Below are 12,632 nucleotides of genomic sequence, written 5' to 3'. Positions count from 1 at the left end.
TTCTGTGGGGCGGTGTGTGAATCGTCTACGGTCGCTGTTAAAATCGGAAAACTGGAATGTATTGAAGCTGAGGAAGTTTTCCGATTTTAAAGGCGAACGCGTTGCTCCTCCGATCGATTCACGCACCTGTTACAGGGGAGAGGTGTGCAGCCCATGTGAGCATTTCATGGAGGCGCAAAAGAAGCCCGGCTCGGCGCCTAAAGGCACGAGCTGGGCTTTTAATGGGACGGAGGGACAAGAGCAAGAGCAAGTGCAAGGGACAAGTGCAAAGGCAAGAACAAGGGCTGCACACTTCTTATCGTTGTGTGGGCGGTGCGTGAATCGTCTACGGTCGCTGTTAAAATCGGAAAACTTGGAATGAATGGGGGGGAGTGTAGTTTTCCGATTTTAAAGGCGAACGCGTTGCTCCTCCGACCGATTCACGCACCTGTTGCAGGGGAGAGGTGTGCAGCCCATGTGAGCATCTCATGGAGGCGCAAAAGAAGCCCGGCTCGGTGCCTAAAGGCACGAGCTGGGCTTTTGGTGGGAGGGAGGCTGGGGATTATTTCCCCAAAAACCCGCCCTCCGACCGGATCACCTGCCCGGTGATCCACTGTGAATCATCGCTTGCTAAGAAGCTAATTCCCCGGGCGGCATCTTCCGGTAGTCCGATCCGTCCCATGGGGAACATGGGCAGGAAGTGTTCCTTCAACTCCTCGGTGATCCAGCCTGAATCCGTAGGCCCTGGATCGAATCCGTTCACTGTAATATGAAGCGGAGCTAGACCAACAGACAGAGGCTCGATCAAACCAATCAATGCGCCTTTTGTTAAAGTGTACGCGAGGTTGTTCGGATCGGGGCCTTTTGAAACCAGGAATATAATTCGTCCGGGTGTTCCTTTCGGCTGATGCTGTTCAAATCTTTTGGCAAACTCGGTGCTGAGTAATATCGTTCCTCGATTGTTTACGAGATAGTGCTGATCTAATAGGTCGATATGGAGGCTCTTATAATTGGAGGGTGCGCAGTAAGCGGCATTATTAATTAGAATTGTGGCAGCTCCGAGTGTCTTCTCTACCTTATCCATAATCTGTGCAGGCATATCAGGGCTAGAGAGGTCTGCTTCCATATGCGCTGCTCTTACCCCTAGACTCTCTAATTCCTTGCAAAATTGTTCAGGCCACTCCCTCTCTCCGCCATTCCCTTCCGTTTCATCAAACGTATGCCAATGTGTAAAAAAGATATCTGCGCCAAGGTTCGCAAGCGAGCGGCATATCGCTGTTCCAATCCCCGTGGATCTGCTTGCTCCGGTAATGATCGCTATTTTATTGTTCAATGAGAACATAGTTGCAGTGCCTCCATTCATTGTTTCTCCAAATATTGAATCTATAATATAGTTCTCCGTTAAAAGATTCTCACCTGTTATTGCATCTCTATCATGTACGGTTTAGATCATAGAGCCTATTATTTATTCGACATTATAGTTACTATTACCTATATTTTCCTGTATAATCGATAACAGTGCCTACAGCAATATACATAAAAATATACGAGATAAGGTGGTTCTAATCGATGAAACGATCACTTCAACATCCAGGCAAGCTGTTACTACTGCTTGTAACAATGATGGTTGCAACCTTTCTGAGCATCTCTGAAACTAATGCAGCCAGCGTCCAGCAGCTAACAGAGCAAAGAACGAAGCAGGATATTCTGAATAAGTGGCAGCAATATAAACCCATGGATACAGGGTCGTCCTATATGGCGCCAGAGCGTATATATGTGGAGAAGCCGAACATCAAAGCACCATACGCTGCAGGTGTAATTAAATCGGAGTATCTTGAAGATGGCATTAACGCCGTAAATTTTGTTCGATATTTAGCGGGATTGCCAGATGATGTTGTAGTGGACGGAGCGCTCACCCCACAAGTACAGACCGGAGCGCTGATTAACGCAGTAAATCAACAGATGAGCCACTATCCAGCTAAGCCTCAAGGGATGAGTGATGCGATGTTTACGCTGGGAAGTACGGGGACGAAGTCAAGTAATCTGTATTACGGAAGCAGAACCTTCTATGCGAATGTACTTGGTTATATGGCAGACCAAGGTACGTCGAATATTGACCGTGTAGGGCACCGGAGATGGATTTTGAATCCGCAGATGAAGAAGACCACATTCGGTATGGTATTTACGGACGAAGGAACACCTCATGCGGCGATGGCTGCGTTTAATAAGGACCGCTCGGCATCGGAAGTACAATACGATTATATCGCTTGGCCATCTGCCGGATACTTTCCTTCGGAAGTATTTGGTTTAACCGATCCTTGGTCCGTGTCTCTTAATCCTGCGAAGTACGACAAAAATAGAACAGACCAGATTAAAGTGAAATTGACTAGAGCAAGGGACGGTAAGGAATGGTTATTCTATAACCAGGACAAGGACAAGAAAGGCAAGTATTTTAATGTACAGACTAGTAATTATGGGGTACCGTTCGCGGTTATTTTTAGACCGGATGGGATCGGACAGTTTACTCAAGAAGATGTATTCAACATAGAGATCACAGGCATATATGGCGTCAGTGGCACAGAAGAGCAGATTGAATTCAGCACCACCATGTTCAGAATGCTGCCAAGTTTACTCGCACGTTATGACATTGAGCTCCAGAAAGGAGAGACGCTCCAAATCGGTCTTTCGGAAGGGGCACAGACGAGTGGGAATACATTCAAGAGCGGAGACAGCAAGGTCGTTACGATTAACGAAAGCGGGCAGGTGAAGGCTGTCGCTAAAGGATCAACATGGATTTCGGTTAACGATTACTGGAATATCAGAAGCCAGGTTTATATTAACGTAACAGATGGTCCAGCGAAGGGGAAAGTTAGCAATTGGGCTTTAGCGGATTATAATAAGGCGAAGAGTAATGGTATTATTGGATGGCCGTTCGATCATTCTTACCAAAAACCGATACAACGCTATCAGTTTACTGAAATGTCAGTGCATATGATTGAGACAATGCTCGGTCGTGATCTCTATTTTGATATGGCGGAGACGAAGTCTCCCTTTAAGGATATAGATGATTGGACGGTAACATGGGCTAGTCAGAACGGAATCATAAAAGGAACTTCAGCACAGACCTTCTCGCCAGACGCAACCATTACAAGAGAACAGGCAGCGACACTCATACTCAATCTTTATACCAAAACGCTTGAACTCCAAGGCAAGCAGGTGCAAACCAGCTCCGTTGGAACTTCTTCATCATTCACAGATGATCATACAATCTCTTCCTGGGCGAAGAGTCAGGTGTACCAAGCAGTAGGGTTGTCACTGATGAATGGTACAGGCAAGAATCAATTTAATCCTAAAGGACAGCTTACTTATGAGCAGACCTATGTGCTGTTGCAAAATTGTTTTGAGAAGCTGATGAAATAATAAGGTTCTTTACTTGTTCACAATAGGAAAAGACTGCTCCCCAGCAGCTTGAATAGGCAGGGGAGCAGTCTTTTTTGGGATATGATGATATTTTAAAGTGATAAATTCCGATTGATCAGTTCGAGTCGTTGTTCAACGCAGGCATAAGAACGCATCGCATCCTCTGGTGTATTCAGCACATAATCGAGAAGACGCTCTACAGTTGTAGCAGCCACATGGATTCGAGTATCTGAAGAAGCATAGTAAATATATACGTTGCCATTATCAGTTGCGATAACCCCATTACAGAAGACGACATTGGATACATCACCAACGCGTTCCTCTCCATTAGGAGCAATCAGATGACCGCCGGGACGGTGTGTAACCTCATAAGGTTTCTCCAGATCAGATAAAAAGGCATAAAGAACATATCTTAAGCCAGCCGCCGTATTTCGAACGCCGTGTGCAATATGGAGCCATCCACGGTCAGTTTTGATGGGTGCAGGTCCTTGGCCGTTCTTCACTTCTTTGATTGTGTGATAGTAACGCTCATCGATAATAATTTCTTGATCGATTACCGCGTTCTCGATTGTAGCCGACAATCCCCAACCGATTCCGCCGCCGGAACCAGTATCGATGAATCCGTCTTGCGGACGTGTATAGAAAGCGTATTTTCCTTCTACAAATTCCGGATGCAGTACGACATTTCGCTGCTGTGCAGATGGTGTTTTCAGATCAGCGAGACGTTCCCAGCTTATTAAATCCTTAGTCCGGGCAATACCGCATTGAGCAACAGCGCTTGAAAGGTCTCCGTGAGGAGCATTTGGATCTTTCCGTTCTGTGCAGAACAATCCATAAATCCAGCCGTCCTCGTGTTGTACCAGGCGCATGTCATAAACATTCGTATCCGGTACATCTGTTTCCGGCAGTAGGACAGGTTTATCCCAGAAACGGAAGCCGTCTACGCCGTTATCGCTTTCTGCTACAGCAAAAAATGATTTGCGATCAACACCTTCAACGCGAGCAACCAAATAAAATTTTCCGTTTAATTGAATTGCTCCTGGGTTAAACACGCCATTCACTCCAAGACGTTCGGAGAAAAAGGGATTGGTTTCTGGGTTGAAGTCATATTTCCAGATCAATGGAGCGTGCTCAGCTGTAAGGACAGGATATTTATAACGATCATATACCCCGTTGCCATTAGGCGAGATCTCGTTCGGACGATTCAATAGGGCTTCATAACGTTCGGTCAGTTGCTTCTTTCTTTCCTCGAATAAACTCATGTTATTCCCTCCAATAATGTTCTAGTTATGGCGATTCAGGCGTTCCAACATTTCAATGCAAGCACGGCTGTTGTGGTATGGGCATTTCCATGGACTTACTTTAGGCTCATTAGGAAGCGGGGTGCCTCCTTGGTCTACTCCCCAGAACCATTCGCCATGCGCTTGGTCCACGATATAGTTCTGAATAAATCTCCAGGAATTCAGTGCAGCAGTTTTGTATTTTTTGTCGCCGGTTAATTCATAAGCGTTATAAAATCCAACCATTGCTTCGGCCTGAGGCCACCAGTCCTTGTTCGTATCGGTTAGGCCGCTCCGATCCGCTTCATTCCATATGCCGCCGTCTTTATCGACGCCATTCTTGTAAACGGATTCAGCCATAGCCACTGCCGTTTGAATAACTTGCCGAAGCAGGTGAGGATCGTCAAGAACCTCTGCAGCTTCTAATAGCAGCCAGCTTCCTTCAATGTCGTGGCCATAAGAGATGTGATGGCTCTTCACCTGCCATGCTTCATCAAAGAACAACAGAAAATGATTGCTTTTTGGATCGATAATATGATCGATGGTTATCTGAATCAGTTCGGTCAAACTCTTTTTCAGTTCTTCTGATTTCCAGACTCGATATAAATTCGTATAAGCTTCAAGGACATGAAGATGAGTGTTCATTGACTTTTTCTCGTTCAGATCCTTCTCGCTCAGGCTAAGATCTCCGGTTAGCTGCCAGTCACGGGAGAGGGCTTCGATATAGCCTTTATGTACTGGATCATAAGTGTGTTTTTCCAATACATGATAAATATCAATTGCAAGATCAAGTGCTTCCTGCCGGCCTGTCGCACGATAATACTCAGCAAATGCGTACATAACAAAGGCTTGCCCATAAACCTGCTTCTTGTCCTGAGATGGCTGTCCTAAATAATCGACCATCCAGAAAAATCCTCCGTGCTCCTGATCCATAAAATAAGTTTTTAAATAATCATAGGCACGGTCAGCCATTTCCATATATTCAGGTGAGGGGAGGAGTCTGTAAGCAGAAGCGAAGGACCATAATATTCGAGCGTTTAGTACCAGCCCTTTATCCGATTGCTTGTTGATTTGATGGTGTTGATCCATTTCTCCGATAAAACCGCCATGCTCCCTATCGACCGTCTTCTGAATCCAGAATTGCAGAATGTTATCCTGCAGCTCTGATTGCAGTTGTTCTTTCCATTGTTGTACGTCCACCAAGATCAAGCCCCCTTTATGATTTCATTGCAGAGCGTTTCGCGGCATACGCCTGTGCGGTTATCGCTTCAGCTTCCTTCCCATATATACAATAACCGTCATCGATGGCCGCTTGCTCACGTTCGTACAGCTGTGCAGGCCAATCCCATAGCATAAAACCACGGACCCAATCCCGCTCCCCGCATTTGTCAAACATCATACGATAAAAATCTGCTTGCTCAGCTTGATTGGCCTCTCCCTCAAGTGTCCAGTCATTAGGGATCGCAGAGGATCCGGTCCTGCTCGGACAGCCAGCTTCCATAAAGAAGAAAGGTTTGTTAAATTGCTGTACAACCTTTTCGATTCGATCCAGCTGCTGGTCCCAATCGTGGATTGGATAGTAACCGCTGGAGCTAATAACATCCAGTGCGTCCCACCAAGCTACATTATCTTCCTGATATTTATCGCAATTATAGGTAATCAACCCACTGTAAACTTTTCGCACCTCGGAAATAAGATCGCGCCATTCGGTTTCTCTACGGTCGGTCTGCACCATTTCGCAGCCGATACATAGCATCTCGCAATCCGTCTGTTCGGGGATTTGTGCAAAGTGAAGGATATAATTACGGTAAGAAGCGAACCAATCCCGCCATTTAGGCTCACAGGGAACGTCCTTGTCAAAAAAGTTTATATGCGCTCGCCATGTGCCGTCCTCACAGTTAACGATGGGCTTCAGGCAGACTTTAAGCCCAAGAGATTTGGCATTCTGAATTGCCCAAATTACTTCTTCGTCAGTAACTGTCAGGTCCTTCCAGTAAGGGATTTCCGTTGAGAAGGCTGTGGCTTGCCAAGCGGAAAATGCAATTGCTGTCCAATTAACTCCGGTAGTTTCAGCCATGGTTCTCATGGACATCGAGGCAGACTCTGTCATCCAAGTGCCTCTTACCCCCATGAACCCCCAAGTCATGCCAGCGATATATTGCTCTGACCAATTCAAACAGTATCACCTCGTTAGTATGAAATCTCGCTAACAACAATATGTTAGTTAATTGTTATGATAACAACTCGGTTATTTACTGTTCACTATAATTCTATTTCTTGTTTGGTTCAATACTTAATTTTTATTATTTATTACTTTATCGTTACTTAACAAAAAAACCGCCTATGAAAGGCGGTTAGGTTGGTTGAAAGTTTGCTAGGTGATTAGGCTTGAGAATTATCCGAATTTTCAGACGGAGAATCCAGCTGTTGCACCGATTCCCTATATATAATCTTGCCTTGAACTAGTACTCTGCCGTTTCTACGATTCGGATTTGATATCTTCTCCATAATGGATTTAACAGCTGTTCGAGCCATCTGATCGATATCCACCTCGACTGTAGTTAGAGGAGGTGAGGTTAATGTGGCATAAACGTCGTTATCAAATCCTACCACAGAACAATCGGTTGGCACTTGATAGCCTAGCGATGATAACTGCTCGTACAGGTTGAAAGCTACCTGATCGCAGTTGCAGACGAAGGCAGTCGGCATTTTGTCCGGCAACTGGATATCAATAAACGCTCCGCGTTCGTCACGGTCATTTAACAGAAGACGTTCTTCGAAGGTAAGTCCATGTTCTAGTAGGGATTTATAGTAACCGAGGAAACGATCCTGAATACTGCTAGTAGCATAAATATTACCTACATATGCGATATCACGGTGTCCATGTCGAATTAAGTAGTTGGTTATTTCGTACGCACCGTAAAAGTTGTCCGTTATAATCGAATCAATTTCCGCATGCTCATCATAGAAATCGAGAAATATCTTGGGCAAATCCATGTTCTTAATCGTTTCAATATACTCTTTGCTGACTTGGCCCAGTACGATAATCCCATCGACTTTGCTCTCGCTATATACTCTCGGAAAGCTTAACTTCTCTTCATCCTCTGCACTTAGTAGAGTAAGTATTCCAAAATAGCCGTAATGATCCAGATGGATGGCTATTTGCTGGTATACCCGTAGGTAGAAGGAGTCGTTCATTCCAGTAAACCGCTGTGGAATGAGTACTCCAATGTTATATGAGAGGCCATCTTTGATGGATTTAGCAGCTGAATTCATACGGTATCCCATCTCAACGGCGACTTTTTTGATTTTTAGTTTTAAATTGTCGCTTACACCTTCTTTATCGTTAAGTGCTTTAGATACGGTTACACTGCTAACCCCAACTTTATTTGCGATGTCTTTCATCGTAATATTGCTTTTCATTAACTTCGTTCACCATCCTGTAACTTAATGCCGAATCAGCTTCTTGAATACTAAATACAGTATACATTTATAACTAAATAATATAAAGGATATATATATCCAAAACACATAATTAACTTAATTAATTAGTTATTTTTATAAACTAAATAAATTTAATTGTTGACAGGAAAACGCATACAAAATAGAATTAAGAAGTAGTTTATCGATAACTTTATTTTTCATTAGGGGGTAAGGGAATGAAGAGAAGTAATAAGTTAATTAGTTTTATGGCTTTAATATTAGTGTTTACAATGCTTGCTGCTTGTAGTCCTAAGAACGACAGTTCTTCTGCAAACAACACAGAAAACAACACAGAGAATAACCAGAAAGAGACAGAGAAAGGTCCGTCTGGTGAGATTACCGTTATTACGCAGAGAACAGATATCGTAGATACGGTATTTAAGGAGTACGCTGCTGAATTTAACAAAACGTATCCTGATGTTAAAGTTAATTTCCAAGCATTATCTGACTATGAAGGTCAGATTATGGTTCGTATGAACTCCACTGACTATGGTGACGTTCTTCTTATTCCAACAAGTATCCCACTCGCTGATACGGCTCAATTCTTTGAACCACTTGGTGACCTGGCTGAAATGAGCAAGGAGTATATCGGTCTGGAAGAGAGAGCTGTTGATGGAAAGGCATACGGTATTCCTACAGCTGTTAACTTCTCGGGGATCCTTTATAACAAGAAGGTTTTTGATGAAGCTGGCATAACTACAGCTCCAAAAACTCCAGATGAATTCTTGGCTGCTTTGCAGGCTATTAAAGATAAAGGGAACGCAATTCCGCTTTACACGAACTATGCAGACGGCTGGCCTTTGACACAATGGGAGGCTGTATTAACTACGGTTGCGGGCAGTGTTGATTACGTTAACATTGACCAACCGAATACAGATGAGAACTTTGTTCCAGGAAAGCCGCATTATGAGCTTTACAAAGTTATGTATGATGCTGCAAAACAAGGCTTGATCGAGCCAGACCCTACCACTACAAACTGGGAAGCTTCCAAAGCAGATATGGCAAACGGCAAAATCGGTGCTATGGTTCTTGGTTCCTGGGCTATCGGTCAAGTTCAAGACTTGGCTCCAAACAAAGATGACATTGCTTACATGCCATTCCCTACGAATGCTAGCGAAGTGATTATGCCACTGGCTGATGATTATACGCTTGGTATCAATAAAAACAGTAAAAACAAAGAAGCTGCAAGAGCATGGATTGACTGGTTTATTAAAGAATCCGGCTATCCAACAGAACAAGCTGGCGGTATGAGTCCGGTTGTAGGCGCTGCGCTTCCTGAAACACTGAAACAATTCGAAGGTACAGATGTGAAGTTCGAACTGCAGACGCCTGCACAGGCGGGTCAAGAAGGTTGGGTTGATAAGATCGATAAGGATGCAGAAATCGGACTTTGGCAGCCAGAATTCAAAAAACGCATCATTGAAGCTGCAATCGGAAACCTGAATGAATCTTACGATGATATTATGAAAGACTTGAACGACGACTGGGTGAAATCTCGCGCGAAAGTTGTACAGTAATAGGCATTAAAGCAAACATAAGAGAAACGCACGGAAAGTGCGTTTCTCTTATATAAAAAAAGAGAGAAAAGCTTAGAGCAGCAAGTCCTTGGAGGTGTGAGTGGTGTTCAAGAACCTAAGTTATAAAACGCAGCGGAAGATCATTATTTTCGCCTTTTCGCTGATACCGGTAGCTCTATTAATTACTTTTGCGTATTTACCCGTCTTTAATATGTTCAAATACAGTTTTACAGATTGGAATGGATACAGTCCGGACTATTCCTATGTGGGATTAGAGAATTATAAAACCATATTTACCGATTCTAAATATTTCACTGTATTTAAAGTCAGCTTGTACTATTTTTTAGGTTCTTTTGTTCAAATGGGTCTGGCATTGTACTTTGCTACGATTCTAAGCTTTAATGCTCGCCTCAAAAACTTTTTTAAAGGGGTTATGTTCTTCCCTTATCTTCTTAATGGTGTTGCAATTGGTTTTATCTTCTTATTTTTCTTCAGACCGGATGGTACACTCGACACTTTAATGCAAGTCCTGGGACTCGGGAATTTTACACAGGGCTGGTTACTAAATCCGAATATTATTAACGTCTCGCTGGCAGGCGCATCTTTGTGGAGATACATGGGGTTCAACTTCATTATCTTTTTGGGAGCGATCTCCTCAATCGGTAAGGACATTTATGAAGCTGCTGAAATTGATGGAGCCAACCGCTGGCACCAATTCCGCCATATTATCATCCCAAGCATTAAGAAAATTGTACAGTTAAATATGATTTTGGCCATAAGCGGCGCGATTAGTGCGTTCGATATTCCATATATCATGACCGGTGGTTCCAACGGAAGTAACACTTTTGTTATCCAGACCGTGAACACCGCGTTTAAGTACAACAAGCTTGGTCTTGCATCTGCTATGGCTGTTGTGCTGCTCTTGATTGTCATCATTGTAACCTTGCTGCAACGCTTGTTCATCAAGGAGGAGAAGTAAACCATGTACAGACTTAAATATACCGCGGCGAATGTTTTTAAATATGGCACTTTGCTCTTAGGTGCGTTTGCAGCACTTATTCCGATTCTTGTAGTGTTCTTTGCTTCATTTAAGACAAATGAGGAATACAGCACTACGGGTCCTTTAACACTTCCGGAGAACTGGTTTAACTTCGCCAACTATACGAAAGCCTTTGTCAACGGAAAAATGCTGCTCGGCTTTGGAAACACGCTTATTATCCTTGTAGTTTCTATTGTTGGCGCTACGTTGATCGGTTCCATGATTGCGTTTGTGCTAAATCGTTTCAAGTTTCGAGGCAATAAGCTTCTGATGGGAGCCTTTTTGCTTGCTACCTTGATTCCGAGTGTAACAACTCAGGTCGCCACTTTCCGTATCATTAATTTCTTTGACTTGGTTGATACTCGGTTTGCACCTATTTTGCTCTATCTCGGTACAGATATTATAGCGGTGTACATTTTTATGCAGTTTCTGGATTCCATTTCAGAATCTTTGGATGAATCCGCCATGTTGGATGGGGCATCGTATTTTACGATTTACTGGAAAATCATTTTGCCGCTGCTTGCACCTGCGATTGTTACCGTGATCATCGTAAAGGGCGTCAATATTTACAATGACTTCTATACGCCATTTCTCTATATGCCAAGTGAAGACTTACAAGTTCTTTCGACGGCACTCTTTAAATTTAAAGGCCCTTATGGCTCCCAGTGGGAAGTCATATGCGCTGGTATTATGATTACGATTATTCCGATTTTAATTATTTTCTTATCGCTGCAGAAATACATCTATAACGGTTTTGCACAGGGTTCTGTTAAATAGAAAACCATACTTGCATTTTTGGAAGGAGATTACATCATGGCAACAGTTAAAATTATTGGGGATAACCTGCCGAATATTCCTTGGCAAAACAAACCGGAGGGCGCTGTAGGGCCCGTGTGGAGACATAGTGAAAATCCGGTTGTAAAGCGAAATCCCGCTAAAGGAATCGCTAGGATTTTTAATAGTGCGGTCGTTCCTTATGAAGGTGAATATATAGGTGTATTCCGTGCGGAGACCATCAATGGACGCCCGCATCTGCATATGGGACGCAGTGAGGATGGACTGAACTGGACAATCGAGGAAGAACGAATTCCCTTTGTAAATGAACAAGGTGAGCCGTTCCAGCCTAACTACGCATATGATCCTCGTCTCGTAAAGGTTGAGGATACATATTACATCATTTGGTGTACCGATTTTTATGGGGCTTCCATCGGAGTGGCGAAAACAACGGATTTCAAAACCTTTGTTCGTCTGGAAAATCCATTTCTACCATTTAACCGTAATGGTGTACTGTTTCCGAAGAAGATTAACGGCAACTTTGTTATGCTCTCCCGTCCGAGTGATAGCGGTCATACGCCATTTGGAGATGTGTTTCTTAGCGAAAGCCCGGACTTCGTATATTGGGGAAAACATCGCCATGTAATGACCAAGGGAGGTCAAGGCTGGTGGCAATCCGTAAAAATTGGCGGAGGTCCTGCACCGATTGAGACTTCTGAGGGTTGGTTGATGTTCTATCACGGCGTGACCGGAACATGTAATGGTCTTGTGTACAGCATGGGGGCAGTGATTCTGGACAAAGATGAGCCGTCTAAAGTGAAATACCGCTCAAGTACGTATGTGCTTACACCGGAAGAATGGTATGAGGAACGCGGGTTTGTAGCGAACGTTGTATTCCCTTGCGCTGCCTTAACTGACGCTGAAACCGGAAGAATCGCAATATACTACGGCGCCGCTGATACTTATGTGGGAGTTGCTTACACCACAGTTCAGGAGATCGTGGATTATGTGAAAGCAACACATGAAGAAGTAGGCGACGACGCCGAGATTGGAATTATGTAATCTACGAAAAGAAAACGAATACCCATAGAAACGGATAATCAGCAGACGGGTTATCCGTTTCGTCATTTAGGAGGAACA

General features: G+C 43.8%; 11 protein-coding genes. 6 read left to right on the top strand and 5 right to left on the bottom strand.

Going from position 1 to position 12,632, the window contains the following annotated elements:
• Nucleotides 1-166 precede the first annotated feature (166 nt).
• Nucleotides 167-361: a hypothetical protein gene (locus tag ACFQV5_RS09610; protein WP_379246060.1), complete on the top strand. Its 195-nt coding sequence runs from the start codon at nt 167-169 to the stop codon at nt 359-361.
• 180 nt (nt 362-541) lie between these two features.
• On the opposite strand, the gene ACFQV5_RS09605 is transcribed toward ACFQV5_RS09610, so the two are convergent.
• Nucleotides 542-1,321 carry an SDR family oxidoreductase gene (locus tag ACFQV5_RS09605; protein WP_379246058.1) on the bottom strand — a complete coding sequence of 260 codons (780 nt, stop codon included), beginning with the start codon at nt 1,319-1,321 and terminating at the stop codon, nt 542-544.
• 227 nt (nt 1,322-1,548) lie between these two features.
• Here ACFQV5_RS09605 and ACFQV5_RS09600 point away from each other — a divergent pair, with 227 nt between their 5' ends.
• Nucleotides 1,549-3,399: an S-layer homology domain-containing protein gene (locus ACFQV5_RS09600; RefSeq protein WP_379246056.1), complete on the top strand. Its 1,851-nt coding sequence runs from the start codon at nt 1,549-1,551 to the stop codon at nt 3,397-3,399.
• Nucleotides 3,400-3,491: 92 nt separating this feature from the next.
• Here ACFQV5_RS09600 and ACFQV5_RS09595 read toward each other — a convergent pair whose 3' ends face one another.
• The 4 genes from ACFQV5_RS09595 to ACFQV5_RS09580 all read right to left on the bottom strand — a co-directional run bounded on the left by ACFQV5_RS09595 (nt 3,492) and on the right by ACFQV5_RS09580 (nt 8,102).
• On the bottom strand, nt 3,492-4,661 hold the full coding sequence (locus tag ACFQV5_RS09595) for a glycoside hydrolase family 130 protein (RefSeq protein WP_379246054.1): 1,170 nt from the start codon (nt 4,659-4,661) through the stop codon (nt 3,492-3,494).
• Between the two features lie 21 nt (nt 4,662-4,682).
• Nucleotides 4,683-5,879, bottom strand: a complete 1,197-nt coding sequence (locus tag ACFQV5_RS09590) for an AGE family epimerase/isomerase (RefSeq protein ID WP_379246205.1) — start codon at nt 5,877-5,879, stop codon at nt 4,683-4,685.
• Between the two features lie 16 nt (nt 5,880-5,895).
• Complete coding sequence (locus ACFQV5_RS09585) at nt 5,896-6,825, bottom strand: glycoside hydrolase family 113 (RefSeq protein ID WP_379246203.1); 930 nt, start codon at nt 6,823-6,825, stop codon at nt 5,896-5,898.
• Between the two features lie 236 nt (nt 6,826-7,061).
• Nucleotides 7,062-8,102, bottom strand: coding sequence for a substrate-binding domain-containing protein (locus ACFQV5_RS09580; protein WP_379246052.1), 1,041 nt, complete (start codon nt 8,100-8,102; stop codon nt 7,062-7,064).
• A 236-nt stretch (nt 8,103-8,338) separates the two neighbouring features.
• Between ACFQV5_RS09580 and ACFQV5_RS09575 the strand changes: the two genes are divergently transcribed.
• From ACFQV5_RS09575 to ACFQV5_RS09560, 4 genes are all read left to right on the top strand, one after another.
• Complete coding sequence (locus ACFQV5_RS09575) at nt 8,339-9,679, top strand: ABC transporter substrate-binding protein (protein ID WP_379246050.1); 1,341 nt, start codon at nt 8,339-8,341, stop codon at nt 9,677-9,679.
• 103 nt (nt 9,680-9,782) lie between these two features.
• Nucleotides 9,783-10,658 carry a carbohydrate ABC transporter permease gene (locus ACFQV5_RS09570; RefSeq protein ID WP_379246048.1) on the top strand — a complete coding sequence of 292 codons (876 nt, stop codon included), beginning with the start codon at nt 9,783-9,785 and terminating at the stop codon, nt 10,656-10,658.
• Nucleotides 10,659-10,661: 3 nt separating this feature from the next.
• On the top strand, nt 10,662-11,495 hold the full coding sequence (locus ACFQV5_RS09565) for a carbohydrate ABC transporter permease (protein ID WP_379246046.1): 834 nt from the start codon (nt 10,662-10,664) through the stop codon (nt 11,493-11,495).
• A 36-nt stretch (nt 11,496-11,531) separates the two neighbouring features.
• Nucleotides 11,532-12,554, top strand: a complete 1,023-nt coding sequence (locus ACFQV5_RS09560; protein WP_379246044.1) for a glycoside hydrolase family 130 protein — start codon at nt 11,532-11,534, stop codon at nt 12,552-12,554.
• Nucleotides 12,555-12,632 lie beyond the last annotated feature (78 nt).

Origin of the sequence: Paenibacillus sp. GCM10028914 (genome assembly GCF_042666275.1) — a bacterium.
GTDB lineage: Bacteria > Bacillota > Bacilli > Paenibacillales > Paenibacillaceae > Paenibacillus_AQ.
This window is presented reverse-complemented; position numbering and strand designations above follow the sequence as displayed.